This is a genomic window from Sphingopyxis alaskensis RB2256, assembly GCF_000013985.1.
Lineage (GTDB): Bacteria > Pseudomonadota > Alphaproteobacteria > Sphingomonadales > Sphingomonadaceae > Sphingopyxis > Sphingopyxis alaskensis.
On sequence record NC_008048.1, the window covers coordinates 2,973,554 to 2,988,816 of the forward strand.

Genomic DNA, 15,263 nt, shown 5'->3' on the forward strand with positions numbered 1-15,263 from the left:
GAAATGGCCGGCTCCGACTTCCGCGCTGGAAGTCGGATCGGCCATCGAAAACCTTTAAGCTACGAGCCGCGCGAATCGATCCGAATCGCGCGGCTCGTGGCCCTATATTACTTTGTGACGGTCGCCACAACCCCTGCACCGACCGTGCGGCCGCCTTCGCGAATGGCGAAGCGCAGACCCGGGTCCATGGCGATCGGGGCAATCAGCTTGACCGACAGCTGGACGTTGTCGCCCGGCATGACCATCTCGGTGCCCTCGGGGAGGATGACCTCGCCGGTGACGTCGGTGGTGCGGAAGTAGAATTGCGGACGGTAGTTCGCAAAGAACGGCGTGTGACGACCGCCTTCGTCCTTCGACAGGACATAGACTTCCGAGGTGAACTCGGTGTGCGGCGTGATCGAGCCAGGCTTCGCCAGAACCTGGCCACGCTCGACTTCTTCACGGCCGACGCCGCGGATCAGCGCGCCGATGTTGTCGCCGGCCTGGCCCTGGTCGAGCAGCTTGCGGAACATTTCGACGCCGGTGACGACGGTCTTCTTGGTGTCCTTGATGCCGACGATCTCGACTTCTTCGCCCACCTTGACAACGCCGGTTTCGACGCGGCCGGTGACGACGGTGCCGCGACCCGAGATCGAGAACACGTCTTCGATCGGCATCAGGAAGGGCTTGTCGAGCGGACGTTCCGGCTGCGGAATCCATTCGTCAACGGCCGCCATCAGCTTCAGGATCGCGTCCTTGCCGATATTGTCGTCGCGGCCTTCGAGCGCCGCGAGCGCCGAACCGGCGATGATCGGGATATTGTCGCCATCGAAGTCGCGCTTCGAAAGTTCTTCGCGGATTTCGAGTTCGACGAGTTCGAGCAGTTCGGGATCGTCGAGCTGGTCGACCTTGTTCAGGAAGACAACCATCGTCGGAACGCCGACCTGCTTCGCGAGCAGGATGTGCTCCTTCGTCTGCGGCATCGGGCCGTCGGCGGCCGACACAACGAGGATCGCGCCGTCCATCTGCGCGGCGCCGGTGATCATGTTCTTCACATAGTCGGCGTGGCCCGGACAGTCGACGTGCGCATAGTGGCGGCTTTCGGTTTCATATTCGACGTGCGCGGTCGAAATGGTGATGCCGCGCTCACGCTCTTCGGGCGCCTTGTCGATGTTCGCGAAGTCGACGGCGGCGTTACCCGCGACGTTTTCGGCGAGCACCTTGGTGATCGCGGCGGTCAGCGACGTCTTGCCATGGTCGACGTGACCGATGGTGCCGATGTTGCAGTGCGGCTTCGTCCGCTCAAATTTAGCCTTGGCCATGATATTGAACCTTCTTGTTCGATGTGTTTGCGTTGATCAGTCCTGGACGAGCCCGCTGAATCAGGCGCCGCCCTTAGTAGGTCTTGCCGCGCGGTGCAAGCCCGCGCGGCCTTACCGTCAGGCCATCTTGGCCTTCACTTCTTCGGCGACGTTGTTCGGCACTTCTTCATAGTGCGAGAACTGCATCGTATATTGCGCGCGCCCCTGGGTGAAGGAACGCAGCTGGTTGACGTAGCCGAACATGTTGGCGAGCGGGACCATCGCCTCGACCACCTGGGCGTTGCCGCGGCTGTCGGTGCCCTGAATCTGCCCGCGGCGGCTGTTGAGGTCGCCGATGACGTCGCCCATGAACTCCTCGGGGGTGACGACTTCGACCTTCATCACCGGCTCGAGCAGCTTGATGCCGGCCTTCGCCGCGACTTCGCGCATCGCCGCGCGACCCGCGATCTCGAACGCGAGCGCCGACGAGTCGACGTCGTGGTACGCACCGTCGGTGAGACGGATTTCGAAGTCGATGATCGGGAAGCCGATCATATGCCCGTTCTCGGCCGCTTCACGCATGCCCTTTTCGACCGACGGAATATATTCGCGCGGGATGTTGCCGCCCTTGATCTCGTCGATGAAGGTGATGCCAGAACCGCGTTCGCCGGGAGCGACGCTGACCTTGACGCGGCCGAACTGGCCCGAACCACCCGACTGCTTCTTGTGGGTATAGTCGACGTCGACCGGCTTCGCGAGCGATTCGCGATACGCCACCTGCGGGGCGCCGACGTTCGCCTCGACCTTGAACTCGCGCTTCATGCGATCGACGAGGATGTCGAGGTGAAGCTCGCCCATGCCCTTGATGATCGTCTGGCCCGATTCATGGTCGGTCGACACGCGGAACGAGGGATCCTCGGCCGCAAGACGGCTCAAGGCAATACCCATCTTTTCCTGATCGGCCTTGGTCTTCGGTTCGACCGACAGCTCGATCACCGGCTCGGGGAACTCCATCCGCTCGAGGATGATCGGCGCGTTCGATGCGCACAGCGTGTCCCCGGTCGTGGTTTCCTTGAGGCCCGCCAGCGCGACGATGTCGCCGGCAAAGGCTTCCTCGATGTCCTCGCGGCTGTTTGCGTGCATCAGCAGCATACGGCCGATCTTTTCCTTCTTGTCCTTGACCGAGTTCAGATAGCTACCCTTGGTCAGCGTGCCCGAATAGATGCGGGCGAAGGTGAGCGAGCCCACGAACGGGTCGTTCATGATCTTGAACGCGAGCATCGACAGCGGCGCCGAATCCGACGTCGCGCGCGAATCGGGCTGTTCGGTGGTCGGGTTGATGCCCTGCACGTCGGGGATGTCGAGCGGCGAGGGCAGATAGTCGACGACCGCGTCGAGCAGCGGCTGGACACCCTTGTTCTTGAACGCCGAGCCGCACAGCACGGGCACAAACGCCTGATTGAGCGTGCCCTTGCGGATCAGCTTCTTGAGCGTCGCGACGTCGGGGACATTGCCTTCGAGATAGGCTTCCATCGCCTCATCGTCCTGTTCGACAGCAAGTTCGACGAGCTTTTCGCGATATTCGGCCGCCTTGTCGGCGAGGTCGGCGGGGATGTCTTCATAGAAGAATTCGGCGCCGAGGCTTTCGTCCTTCCAGATGATTGCGCGTTCGTTGACGAGGTCGACGAGGCCCTTGAAGTCCGATTCGGCGCCGATGGGCAGATAGAGGACGGCCGGGGTCGCGCCGAGGCGATCGATGATCGTCTGGACGCAATAATAGAAATTGGCGCCGGTGCGGTCGAGCTTGTTGATGAAGCACATCCGCGGAACCTTGTATTTGTCGGCCTGGCGCCACACGGTTTCCGACTGCGGCTCGACGCCCGCCACGCCATCGAACGCCGCGACCGCGCCGTCGAGGACGCGAAGCGAGCGCTCGACTTCAATCGTGAAGTCGACGTGTCCGGGGGTGTCGATGATGTTCAGGCGATGTTCGGGGCCCTTGCCCTCATCGGCCTTCCACAGGCAGGTCGTCGCGGCGGAGGTGATGGTGATGCCGCGCTCCTGTTCCTGCTCCATCCAGTCCATCGTCGCGGCGCCGTCATGGACTTCGCCGATCTTGTAGGATTTGCCGGTGTAATAGAGGATGCGCTCGGTCGTCGTGGTCTTGCCGGCGTCGATGTGCGCCATGATACCGAAATTGCGATAACGTTCGAGCGGATGGCTGCGTGCCATGGTCTTTTCCTTGGATTTGGGGGGAAGCCTTTGGAGCCGCCCCCGATATAGGAAGTTTTGTTGCGTTTGCGAGACGGGCCAAAGGCCCGCCTTCGCTTACCAGCGGTAGTGGCTGAAAGCGCGGTTCGCTTCGGCCATGCGGTGCGTGTCTTCGCGCTTCTTGACCGCATTGCCGCGGTTGTTCGAGGCGTCGAGCAACTCGCCCGACAGGCGCGCGGCCATCGTGGTTTCGCTGCGGTTACGCGCGGCGGTGATCAGCCAGCGGATTGCGAGCGCCTGTGCGCGGTCGGGACGGACTTCGACCGGAACCTGATAGGTCGCACCGCCGACGCGGCGGCTGCGCACTTCGATGTTCGGGCGAATGTTCGCGAGCGCCTCGTGAAACACTCCGAGCGGTTCCTTCTTGGCGCGGGCTTCAACCGCTTCCAGAGCACCGTATACGATGCTTTCGGCGACCGACTTTTTCCCGTCCAGCATGACGCTGTTCATGAATTTCGACAGCACGACATCCCCGAAACGGGGATCGGGCAGGATTTCGCGGCGTTCAGGACGACGACGACGAGCCATAGGATATTCCTTTACCAACAGCGTCCCGGCGCAGGTGCGACATCGGGACGATCAATTCACCAGAAAAAGCGGCGCCCTTACTTCGGACGCTTCGCGCCGTACTTCGAACGGCTCTGCTTGCGGTCCTTCACACCCTGCGTATCGAGCACGCCGCGCAGGACGTGGTAACGCACGCCGGGAAGGTCGCGCACGCGGCCGCCGCGGATCAGCACGACGCTGTGTTCCTGGAGGTTGTGGCCTTCGCCGGGGATGTAAGTGATGACTTCGCGGGCATTGGTCAGGCGGACCTTCGCAACCTTGCGGAGCGCCGAGTTCGGCTTTTTCGGGGTCGTCGTATAGACACGGGTGCAAACGCCGCGCTTTTGCGGGTTTGCGTCCATCGCCGGGACCTTGGACTTCACCTTCTGGGGAGTCCGGCCCTTGCGGACCAGCTGGTTGATCGTGGGCATGAATGCTTCACCTTTATGTGTCCGCCCATCAAAGCGAACGGTTACTCTGCCGCGGGGGATGAAGCTCCGGCCCCGCCCCGCCAGAAATGGCGGAAAACGGCCGACCTGATAACAGCAAAAGACCCCGGCCGATCGCATGATCTTCCGGAGGCTTCATCCGCGCCAGCAATGTTCAAGCGCTGTTGTGACTCGAAAACCGCGACAAAGCGCCATTCCCGAACTGGCGGCCCTCTAGCTCCGAATGCCCCACCGGTCAATGGGGTCTGCGCTCGGTACCCTATTCATCGTTATAAATCGCCACCTCATGCACACCCGCGCTCGTCATGCGGCCACGATACATGCCTTCGGTGTTGAAGCTGAACGCCGACCCGCCGTCGGGGCCCGCGACGATCACCCCACCCGATCCGCCGAGCGCCAGCACCTCGGCCATCACCGCGTCGGCCGCCTCCTGCAGCGATTGGCCGGCCAGCCGCACGCGCGCGCAAATTTCGTGCGCGACGCCGACGCGGATGAAATACTCACCTGCCCCCGTCGCCGACACCGCGCAGGCGCGGTCGTCGGCATAGGTGCCCGCGCCGACGATCGGCGCGTCGCCGATCCGCCCCCATCTTTTGCCCGTAAGTCCGCCCGTCGAGGTCGCCGCAGCCAGATTGCCGTGCGTGTCGCGCGCCACCGCTCCGACGGTCCCGAACTTCTGGTCGATATCATAGGACGACACGGTCTTTGCGCCCGCCTCGCGTCGCAGAAACTCGTCGATCTGCTCGCGGCGATGCGATGTCGCGAACCAGGCGGGGTCCATCTGCTCGACCCCGCGTTCGGCGGCGAAGCGGTCGGCGTCGGTGCCGGTCAGCATGACGTGCCGCCCGTCGCGCAGCACCGCACGCGCCGCCGCGACCGGGTGGCGGCTGGTCGTCAGCCGCGCGACCGCACCCGCCGCGCGCGTGCGACCGTCCATGATCGCGGCGTCGAGTTCGTTGGTGCGGTCATGGGTGAAGACCGCGCCGCGCCCCGCGTTGAACAGCGGATCATCCTCCATCAGCTCGACCGCCGCCTGCACCGCGTCGAGCGCGCTGCCGCCCTTTGCCAGCACCGCCTGCCCCGCGATCAGCGCCGCATCGATTGCCGCGCGATAGGCGGCGTCCTGCTCCGCCGTGATGCGGTCGCGGCGGATCGTGCCCGCGCCGCCATGAACGACGAGCGTCCAGCCGCCGCTCGTCGCGGGAACCTCAGCCCGGTCGGTGCGCGTTTCCGCCGCTGGCGGGGCCGCGGCGTCGGCAAAGGGCTGGGGCGCGGCGGCCTGTGCGGCGGCGAGCGCGGCGGCGGCGAGCGAAAGGATCATCGTTCATTCCTTGAAGCAAGCGGGAGACGCAAAGGGTGGCGGTTCAGTCGACCACCCTGCCCCGCGCCATGACGAAATCGACCTTTTTGAGCACGCGGACGTCGGCGAGCGGATCGCTGGCCACCGCGATAATGTCGGCGCTCTTGCCCGGCGCGATGCTGCCGATCTGGTCGGCGAGGCCGAGCAGATCGGCGGCGTTCACCGTCGCCGCCTTCAGCGCCTCGAGAGGCGTCATGCCGTGCTGGACCATCAGTTCGAACTCGTCGCCGTTGCGGCCGTGCTTCGACACGCCGGCGTCGGTGCCGAAGGCGATCTTCACCCCGCGCGGGACGAGCTGCTCGAGGCTCTTGCCGGTGATCGAGATGCGCCACCGGATCTTCGCCAGCACGTCGGGTTCATACGCGTCCGGATTGGCGGCGAGCCGTTCCTTGTACCCGTTCACGGTCGAGAGCGTCGGAACATAATAGGTTTTCGATTTCGCCCATTGGGCGATCGTCGCCTCGTCGAGGATCGTGCCATGTTCGATCGAATCGGCCCCCGCCGCGAGCGCGAGGCGGATGCCGTCGGCGCCATGCGCGTGGACCGCGACCTTTTTCCCGAACAGATGCGCGGTATCGACGATCGCCTGCGCCTCGTCGTCGAACATCTGCTTGCCGAGACCCGCGCCGATCCGGCTGTTGACCCCGCCGGTGGACGCGAATTTGATCACGTCGGCGCCGCGCCCGATCTGGAGCCGCACCGCGCGGCGGCAATCGTCGGCGCCGTTGCAGGTATTGCCCGCCCCCGCGAAGAAGGGCCGCAGCTCGTCGCGATAGCCCAGGGAACCGTCCATATGCCCGGCGCTGCCCGAGATGCTGGCGCCGGCATCGACGATGCGCGGCCCCTGCACCTTGCCCGCAAGGATCGCGTCGCGGAGCGCCAGCGTCGCACCGTCGCCGTCGCCGAGGTTGCGCACCGTCGTGAAGCCCGCGCGCAGCGTCTTCATCCCGTTCACCTCGGCGTTGAAGGCCTGCGCGGCGGGGCTGAGCGTCACTTCCTCCAGCTGGCCCGCGAGGCCGCCCGCGTCGCTCGTCAGATGGACATGGCTGTCGATCAGGCCCGGCAGGACATATTTGTCGCTGAGGTCGATCAGCGTCGCGCCCGCCTCGGCAGGTTGGTGGCCGTCGGCGATGCTGACGATCTTGCCCCCCTCGACAATGATCGTCGCCGCGCCGCGCGCGGGCTTGCCGGGTTCGGCGAGCAGATGCCCGGCGTGGATCACCGTGCGCGCAGGCGTCTGGGCGGCCAGCGGCGTGGCGAGCGCCGCGCCGACCAGCGCGAGCGACAAGCGATGGAAAGGCTTCATCCTGCTTCCCCTGTTATTGCACGCAGGCGGTTAAAGCCGATCAGAAGCCCATCGTAAAGCGCAGCGCCGCGCCTTTGTCGTCGGGCATGGCGGCGATATGCCCCGGATCGCGGCGCCACCAGCTGTTGGCGATCAGGTCGCCGCCGAACAGCGGCAGCGCATAGCTCGCCTCGACCACCAGTTCGCGGCCGGTGGGGGCGAGGTTATAGATGCGGCGGCCGAAATCGGCGCGGCCGCTGCCATGATCATAGGCGACCGGAAGCATGAGGTCGATGCCGCCGCGCGCGACGCGCAGCGGCTGCGCGAACCGCAGCGCGGCGCGGTCGCCCGGCCGCACCAGCCCCGCCTTGGCAATGTCGAACGAAAAGGCCGCCGACCAGAGCGCGCCCCCCGCGACGAGGCCGCGGGCGTCGGGGCGCGTCCACATCTGCCGCCAGGCGCCGCCGATTTGCCATCGGCCCGGCGCGTCGAATATCAGGCCGGCATCGCCGACCAGGCTGGTCGCACCGCCCGCGCCGAAAAAAGGGCCGAACCGCGCGCCGAGCAGGCTGTCCGATTCGCGGAGCCAGCTCGCGCCGAGCGACGGACGGAGCGGACCGAAGCGGCCGTCCCACGAAGCGCCGATACGCTGATAGCGGCTGTCGCGGCGCGCGCTATGGCCGGGGAGCGGATCGTCCTGCCACCGCGAACCCGACACGCGCCCGGATTCGGCATATATATTAATATATTGATTATTAATGATATTATGACGAAGCAATGTCCCGATACCGGGGCTGGCCGCAAAGCCGATCCCTTCGTGCGCGGCGTCGCCGATCAGCATCGCATGGCCGCTTTCGCCGCGCTCACCCGCGAGGAGGCCACCGGTCCCGCGACCCGCCGCAAACCCGAGACGCGTGTGCGCACCGAGCCGCATCATCACCGAGGCCGCGAGGGTGCGCGCGCGTTGCGCATCATGGTAGGACAGCCCCGCGAGCGCATCGCTGCCGCCCGCGCCGGGCGCGGTGACGAGCGACAGTGCAAGCGAGCGGCTCGCCGCGCTCTGCTGGCGGACGCGCCCGCCGATCGCGCCCGACAGCTTGAAATCGGGGCGGCGCGGCGCGAGCGACTGCCCGAAATCGACATTGAAGGCGCGGCCGAAACCGTCGGTGACAATCCCCGTCGCGCCGCCCCCCGCATCGCCCATCGGGCCGCCCAACATGCCGAGCGGCGTGCCCAGCGCCACTGCGGTCGCGCTACCCGCCAGCGTCGTCGCCCCCATCGGCTGAAAGGCGCGTGCGATGTCGAGAATGCCCTGACCATAGACGGCATCGTCGCCCGCCGCCCCCGCGTCGCGCGCCGATTGATAGAGCAGCTCGACGATCTGCTGGCTGGTCAGGTTGGGAAAGGCCTGGGCAATCAGCGCGACGGCCCCGGCGATCTGCGGCGCGGCGAAGCTGGTGCCGTTGAGCAGAAAGACAAAATTGCCCTCGGTCTTGAGCGCGCCATTTTCATAAACGCAGCATACGCCTTCGCCGAGCGCCGACAGATAGGAGGCGGCATAGGCGCCCGCGCGATTGCTGAAGCCGGAGATCGCGCCATTTTCATCGACCGAACCGGCGATGACGACCAGCCCGCCCCCGGCATCGCGCAGCCCCTGCGCAAAGCGGCCGGGATTGTTCGGGTCGTTGCCGCCCGCGGTCGTGTCGCCCTCGTTACCCGCCGACAGGATGACGATGATCCCCGCCGCGGTCGCGCGCGACACCGCGGCGCGGAGCGTCGCGCCGGGCGGATCGTCGCCGCCGAGCGAGATGTTGACGACGCGCGCCCCTGCGCTCACGGCCCGGTCGAGCCCTGCGGCGATCACGCTTTCGGGAAAGCGGCAGCCGCTTTCGTCGTTCGCCGGATCTTCGGTCGCGCAGCTTCCCGGCTGGTCGGCGCGCAGCACGAGCAGGCCGGCGTTGAAGGCGATCCCCATCGTACCCGCGTCGTTTTTTGCGCCGAGCAGCACCTGCGCGACATTGGTGCCGTGGCTGCCCTCGCCGTCGATCCCGCGCGACCCGGCAAGGTCGGCCGACAGCGGCGAGATGCGCCCGGCAAATTCGGGGCTGTCGACGTCGATCCCGTCGTCGATTACTCCGGCCAGAACCCCCTGCCCGCTCGCCCCCGCCTGATAGGCGGTGATCGCGCCGTGGAAATTGACGCCGTCCGATCGGCGCACCTCGGCGGTGTCGAAATTGCCGACCGGCGGCGGAGTGGGTGTCGGAGTTGGCGTCGGAGCCGGGGCTGGCGGCGGGGCCGGGGTCGGCGACGGCCCCGCACCGCCACCGCCGCACGCCGCGAGCGCCAGTGAGGCGATGCCGAGCAAAACAGGCAAAGGCTGTCCGGCCATCCGGTGGATGCGGATCCATCGCTTCGCATCGGCCATCGCCGTTCCCCTGACTTTCGTCATCCCGGCGAAGGCCGGGATCTCGACCTCTGGCCTCGACGCATCGTTGAGACCCCGGCCTTCGCCGGGATGACGGTCAAGATAACATCTTCCCATCTTAGGGTCAGGACCCATTAATTCCCCGTTCGAGGCGTCGAAATGGCGAAGATATCGGGCCTTGGCGGGTGCAGCGGGTAGCATCGCTACCCGCAAGGCCGCGAAGGTCCGGGATCGAAGCCATTTCGGCGTCCCTTCGGGATTTGACCGATTTTGCCCATGGCAGCGTCGAAAAGTCTTGAAATATATCCATATTCCCGCGCCTTTCCTCCTCGCCCTGAGCAAAATCGCTTCAAACCTCGAACAGGTAATTAATGAGTCCTGACCCTAACCCATAGAGGTTGCCGTCCCGTAAAACGGACGGGACGGCCTTGCCCCTCCTCCTTCCACCCCCTATGCGCCGCCCCATGCCGCCGCCGCTCGACCCTATCGACAGCTGGATCTTCGATCTCGACAACACGCTCTATCCGCCTTCGGCAAAGCTGTTCGACCTGATCGACGAACGCATGGGCGCGTTCATCATGCGGTTGCTGGGTGTCGACGCGATCGAGGCGCGGCGTGTGCAGAAGCGATATTTCCACGACCATGGCACGACGATGGCGGGGCTGATGCGCCATCACGGCGTCGATCCCGAAGAGTTTCTGCGCGACGTCCACGCGATCGACCTCGACCGGCTGACCCCCGACCCGCGGCTGCGCGCCGGGCTCGAACGGCTGCCGGGACGCAGGCTGGTCTTCACCAACGCCGACGCCGATTATGCGGCGCGCGTGCTCGAAGCGCGCGGGATCGCCGACCTGTTCGACGGCATCTGCGACATTCGCATCACCCGCTACACGCCCAAGCCGGAGGCAACCGCCTATGATGTGATGGTCGCGCACCTCGGCGTCGATCCGGTGCGGAGCCTGTTCGTCGAGGATATGGCGCGCAACCTGACGCCTGCAAAAGCGCTCGGCATGACGACCGTGTGGCTGGACAATGGCAGCGAAAGCGGCCATCGGGACCACCTGCCCGACCATGTCGATTTCCACGCGACCGACATTGCCGACTGGCTCGACAACCTGCCTTCACCATGGGGAATCGCATGACCGCCGACCTTCAAGCCACGATCGAAGCCGCATGGGACGCGCGCGACACATTGGGCCTCGCCACGACCGGTGCGGTGCGCGAGGCGGTCGATACCGCGATCGCCGGACTCGACGATGGCAGCTTTCGTGTCGCAGAGCGCGATGCGCGCGGTACGTGGCAGGTCAACCAGTGGCTCAAAAAGGCGGTGCTGCTGTCGTTCCGCCTCAATGACATGGAGATCATCGAGGGCGGCGCCGACGGCGCGACCTGGTGGGACAAGGTGCCTTCGAAATTCGCCGGCTGGGGCGAGAATCGTTTCCGCGACGCCGGCTTTCGCGCCGTCCCCGGTTCGATCGTCCGCCGCGGCGCCTTCATCAGCAAGGGCGCGGTGCTGATGCCGAGTTTCGTGAATATCGGCGCTTATGTCGGCGAGGGGTCGATGGTCGACGCCTGGGCGACCGTGGGCAGCTGCGCGCAGATCGGCGCGAACGTCCATCTGTCGGGCGGCGCGGGAATCGGCGGCGTATTGGAACCGCTGCAGGCCGGGCCGGTGGTGATCGAGGACGGCGCCTTCATCGGCGCGCGCGCCGAGGTCGCCGAGGGCGTGATCGTGCGCGAGGGTGCGGTGCTGTCGATGGGCGTCTATCTCGGCGCATCGACCAAGATCATCGACCGCGCGACGGGCGAGGTCTTCGTCGGCGAGGTTCCCGCTTACTCGGTCGTCGTGCCGGGATCGCTGCCCGGCAAGCCGCTACCCGACGGCACGCCCGGCCCGTCGCTTTACTGTGCGGTGATCGTCAAGCGCGTCGACGCGCAGACGCGCGCCAAGACGGGAATCAACGAGCTGCTGCGCGATTGACGGGACTTACCGCTCGCTGAGATAATAGCGCTCGCGCGCGCTCAGATCGTCGTTGATTTCATAAACGATCGGCTGGCCGGTCGGGATTTCGAGGCCGGTGATGTCGGCGTCCGAAATGCCCGACAGATGCTTGACGAGCGCGCGCAGGCTGTTGCCGTGCGCCGAGATCAGCACCGTTCTGCCCGCGGCAAGCTGCGGCGCGATCGCGGCTTCATAATAGGGAAGCACGCGCGCGATCGTGTCCTTCAGGCTTTCGGTCGACGGAATCGCGATGCCGGCGTAACGCGGGTCGGCGGACAGATCCCATTGCGACCCGGCTTCGAGCGGCGGCGGCGGGATGTCGAAGCTGCGGCGCCATATCCTGACCTGCTCGTCACCATGCTTGGCCGCGGTCTCGGCCTTGTCGAGCCCGGTGAGCCCGCCATAGTGGCGTTCGTTGAGCCGCCAGTCCTTCGTCACCGGCAGCCACAGGCGGCCCATTGCCTCGAGCGCGAGGTTCAATGTCTTGATCGCGCGCGTCTGGACGGAGGTGAAACAGGTGTCGGGCGCGACGCCCTTCGCCTTCATCAGTTCGCCCGCCGCCCAGGCTTCGGCCGCACCCTTTTCGGTGACATCGACATCCCACCAGCCGGTGAAGCGGTTTTCGAGATTCCACTGCGACTGGCCATGACGGATGAGGATGAGCTGGGGCATGTCGGATCCTTTGGACAAACGGTTTCGCCGCCCTTTAGCGCGGCTTTTCCGTAAAGGCCAACGCCCCTCTTGAAATGGTTTCAGCGGCTACCAGATTGGCCTCATCCGGCTGCCGAAACGGGGCCGGGTGGTGATCGCGGCAGGGGCCGCTGTCCCTTTGCTTCGCTTTGAAAAAGGAAGGAATGACCCATGCGTAACAGCTTTGACTGGACCCCCTACCGCCGGTCGACCGTCGGCTTCGACCGATTGTTCGATTTCCTCGAAACCGGCGCTTCGAGCGCGGAAAATTACCCGCCGTTCGACATCGAGAAGATCGCCGAAGACCATTTCCGCATCACCGTCGCCGTCGCCGGATTCAAGTCCGACGAAATCGACATCACCGCGCAGCAGAATATGCTGACCGTCAGCGGTCGCAAAGCACCGGTTGCGGAGGGCGAGGAACGCAAGCTGCTCTATAGCGGCATCGCGACGCGCGCGTTCGAGCGCCGCTTTCAGCTCGCCGACTTCGTGCGCGTCGAACGCGCCGACCTTGCCGACGGGCTGCTGACGATCGACCTGGTGCGCGAAGTGCCCGAGGCGATGAAGCCGCACAAGATCGCCATCGGCAGCAGCGCGGCACCGGTGATCGAGGACAAGAAGGCCGCGTAAGCGACACAGGTGCTGATGAAAATGCGGGGTCCGGAGTATCATCCGGGCCCCCTTATGCGTCTAGATGGCGCGCGTCATGAACCGGCTGAAAGGGTCGGGTTTGTAGCCCGCAAAAGGCTCGCAATCCGCAAAGCCATGGCGGCGATAGAGGGCGATCGCGGGTTCGAACGCCGCGCCCGACCCCGTTTCGAGGCTGAGCCGTTCAAGGCCGCGGCGCCGCGCCTCGTCCATGATATGGCTGAGCATCCGCGCGGCGACGCCCTGGCGCAGAAAGGCCTCGGCAGTGCGCATCGACTTGATTTCACCGTGCCTGCCGCCCAGCATCTTGAGCGCGCCGCAGCCCGCGAGGTCGCCACCCTTGTGGATCGACCAGAAGGTCACGTCGTCCGCGCGCAGCCCGTCGAAATCGAGGAAGTGACAGCTTCCCACGGGCGAATGGGCGAGCATCCCCGCAAAATGCGCCTCGAGCAGCGCGCGGATCCCCGCGCCCGACAGATCATCCTCGACGATCCGCCAGGCGTCGCTCACAAAATATGGTCCAGCGTCTGAAGACAGGCATGCGCCAGCCGCTTCGACCGTTCGGGCGACCAGCCCTGAACGGGATCGGGCAGGTCACGATTGTCCTTGAACGGCATCTCGAGCGTCATCGACACCGCACCGAAGCGTTCGGCGAGCTGCGTCGTCGACATCGACAGATTCGCCTGCCCCGGCGCCGATTCGGCATAGCCGAGATCGAGCTGGAAATCGGGGGTGTTCGCGGCGAGCGCGGATTCGAACGCCTTGAACTTGTCTATCTGGTCGGGTTTCAGCGACGGAATGCCCTCGAATCCCGCGAGAAAGACCGCCGGAATCGCCTCATCACCATGGACGTCGATCGCCCAGTCGACACCGCTTTCGTCCATCGCATTGCGAACGCACAGCACTTCGGGGCTGCGCTCGGCGGTCGGATTGTCCCATTCGCGGTTGAGGTTCACGCCCGCATAGTTGGTGCGCAGATGGCCGCGGCGCGAGCCGTCGGGGTTCATGTTCGGCACGATATGGAAACGGCATTTCTGCCGGAGCGCACGCGCGTGCGGGTCGGCCGGGTCGGTGAGCATTTCGAGCGCGCCCTCCATCCACCATTCGGCCATGCTCTCGCCCGGATGCTGGCGCGCGTAGAGCCACACCTGCGTATCGCCGCTGCCCATTTCGAGGCAGTCGATCGGCTGGCCTTCGAGGCTGGTGCCAAGGCAGCGATAGGTCACGCCCTCGCATTCGGCGACCGACGCGATCAGGTCATGGTGCCGTTCCATCGAATAGGGCGCGAAATAGGCGACCCACAGGAGCGGACCCTCGGCCGTATGCCGGATCGTCAAGGTTCCCGCATCATAGGTGGTGTCAAGGCGGAACCAGCTTTCGCGGTCATAGCTGGCGCACGCCGCATAGCCAAGCCAGCCGTCGGGATAGGCCGACGCATCGAGCCCGGTAATCGCGAGGTCGAGCGCATCGCCGACGGTGCAGGCGACGCGAAAGTGGAACCACTGGAAAAAATCCGATTCGCGATCCTTGCGGATCGACAGGCGGGCGGATGTGCCGTCAATGGCGTCCACGACGATGTTGCCGCTGTCGAAAGCGGCGTTGATGGTGATGGTCATGGGACGCTGATAGTGCGTCCCGATTCGCCGGGGAAGTCCTTGAATAGGGCTTCGGCCAGTTTCGCCGCGGCAAGGCTCGGCTGGTTGGCGGGCGCCTTGACCGGGACCGCGGTCAGCGCGCGGCCTTCCCACAAGGCCTGCCCCGTTGCGGCATCGTCGATGCGCACCGACAGTTGCAGATCGACCATCCGCCGGGAACCGCCGCCGAGGTTGATCCCGACGCCCAGCCCGACGCCCGAGCCATAGCTGCCCGTCGAACCGCCGACGCCGACCGACACGGGCGCGCGTTTGCCGACGCTTTCGTCAATCGCGCGGTCGAAGCCGATGCGGACCTTGAGCGGCGCGCGCGCGCCTTCGGGCGCGGGCGCAAGCCCCTGCAACTGCAACTGGCGCTCGACCGCGCGGCGATAGCTGTCCCATTCGAGCGAGGGCGTGGCGGTGTCCGCCATCGCGGCGGCATCGCCAAGCGGTTCGCTGTCAACGGTGTAGCGCGTTCCCGGCGTCCAGCCGGCGACGGCATTGTTGTGGAACCGGGTGACCTCGACCGGCGGAACCGCGGTAGCGCAGCCGCCGAGTGCAAGCGCCGCAGCAAAGGGCAGGGCGACGGAAAGATGACGCATCATGCACGCATCATGCGCCAGCATTCATGGCTTGGCAATGAACGCGATGGCGGGCGGGCGCGCCCGCCCAC

14 protein-coding genes are annotated in these 15,263 nt (G+C 65.7%); 3 read left to right on the forward strand and 11 right to left on the reverse strand.

Features of this window, described 5'->3' with window-relative positions; translation table 11 throughout:
- Positions 1–107: 107 nt before the first annotated feature.
- The 7 genes from tuf to SALA_RS14385 all read right to left on the reverse strand — a co-directional run bounded on the left by tuf (position 108) and on the right by SALA_RS14385 (position 9,616).
- Positions 108–1,301, reverse strand: coding sequence for an elongation factor Tu (tuf, locus tag SALA_RS14355; RefSeq protein ID WP_011543090.1), 1,194 nt, complete (start codon positions 1,299–1,301; stop codon positions 108–110).
- Between the two features lie 117 nt (positions 1,302–1,418).
- Entirely contained in the window at positions 1,419–3,512 is a 2,094-nt protein-coding gene (fusA, locus tag SALA_RS14360; protein ID WP_011543091.1) for an elongation factor G, read from the reverse strand.
- Positions 3,513–3,608: 96 nt separating this feature from the next.
- Positions 3,609–4,079 (reverse strand): 30S ribosomal protein S7, encoded by a 471-nt coding sequence (gene rpsG, locus SALA_RS14365; RefSeq protein WP_003042192.1) that lies wholly within the window; start codon positions 4,077–4,079, stop codon positions 3,609–3,611.
- 77 nt (positions 4,080–4,156) lie between these two features.
- On the reverse strand, positions 4,157–4,528 hold the full coding sequence (rpsL, locus tag SALA_RS14370) for a 30S ribosomal protein S12 (protein ID WP_011543092.1): 372 nt from the start codon (positions 4,526–4,528) through the stop codon (positions 4,157–4,159).
- Between the two features lie 277 nt (positions 4,529–4,805).
- Entirely contained in the window at positions 4,806–5,867 is a 1,062-nt protein-coding gene (locus tag SALA_RS14375; RefSeq protein ID WP_011543093.1) for an isoaspartyl peptidase/L-asparaginase family protein, read from the reverse strand.
- Positions 5,868–5,910: 43 nt separating this feature from the next.
- Positions 5,911–7,212: a metal-dependent hydrolase family protein gene (locus SALA_RS14380; protein ID WP_011543094.1), complete on the reverse strand. Its 1,302-nt coding sequence runs from the start codon at positions 7,210–7,212 to the stop codon at positions 5,911–5,913.
- A gap of 40 nt (positions 7,213–7,252) precedes the next feature.
- Positions 7,253–9,616 (reverse strand): S8 family peptidase, encoded by a 2,364-nt coding sequence (locus SALA_RS14385; protein ID WP_153802718.1) that lies wholly within the window; start codon positions 9,614–9,616, stop codon positions 7,253–7,255.
- Positions 9,617–10,080: 464 nt separating this feature from the next.
- On the opposite strand from SALA_RS14385, the gene SALA_RS14390 reads away from it, so the two are divergent.
- Positions 10,081–10,758: a pyrimidine 5'-nucleotidase gene (locus SALA_RS14390; protein WP_041383409.1), complete on the forward strand. Its 678-nt coding sequence runs from the start codon at positions 10,081–10,083 to the stop codon at positions 10,756–10,758.
- Positions 10,755–11,597, forward strand: a complete 843-nt coding sequence (gene dapD, locus SALA_RS14395; protein ID WP_011543097.1) for a 2,3,4,5-tetrahydropyridine-2,6-dicarboxylate N-succinyltransferase — start codon at positions 10,755–10,757, stop codon at positions 11,595–11,597. The genes SALA_RS14390 and dapD overlap by 4 nt, the downstream gene beginning before the upstream one ends.
- A gap of 6 nt (positions 11,598–11,603) precedes the next feature.
- Here dapD and gpmA read toward each other — a convergent pair whose 3' ends face one another.
- Positions 11,604–12,290, reverse strand: coding sequence for a 2,3-diphosphoglycerate-dependent phosphoglycerate mutase (gene gpmA, locus SALA_RS14400; RefSeq protein WP_011543098.1), 687 nt, complete (start codon positions 12,288–12,290; stop codon positions 11,604–11,606).
- A 189-nt stretch (positions 12,291–12,479) separates the two neighbouring features.
- On the opposite strand from gpmA, the gene SALA_RS14405 reads away from it, so the two are divergent.
- On the forward strand, positions 12,480–12,938 hold the full coding sequence (locus tag SALA_RS14405; RefSeq protein WP_011543099.1) for an Hsp20 family protein: 459 nt from the start codon (positions 12,480–12,482) through the stop codon (positions 12,936–12,938).
- Positions 12,939–12,998: 60 nt separating this feature from the next.
- Here the strand turns inward: SALA_RS14405 and SALA_RS14410 are convergent, their stop codons facing one another.
- The 3 genes from SALA_RS14410 to SALA_RS14420 are packed head-to-tail and all read right to left on the reverse strand — an operon-like array spanning position 12,999 to position 15,195.
- Complete coding sequence (locus SALA_RS14410; RefSeq protein WP_011543100.1) at positions 12,999–13,466, reverse strand: GNAT family N-acetyltransferase; 468 nt, start codon at positions 13,464–13,466, stop codon at positions 12,999–13,001.
- Positions 13,463–14,572, reverse strand: coding sequence for a M14 family metallopeptidase (locus tag SALA_RS14415; protein ID WP_011543101.1), 1,110 nt, complete (start codon positions 14,570–14,572; stop codon positions 13,463–13,465). Before SALA_RS14415 ends, SALA_RS14410 begins: the two co-directional genes overlap by 4 nt.
- Positions 14,569–15,195, reverse strand: a complete 627-nt coding sequence (locus SALA_RS14420) for a DUF4136 domain-containing protein (RefSeq protein WP_011543102.1) — start codon at positions 15,193–15,195, stop codon at positions 14,569–14,571. The genes SALA_RS14415 and SALA_RS14420 overlap by 4 nt, the downstream gene beginning before the upstream one ends.
- Positions 15,196–15,263: the final 68 nt, after the last annotated feature.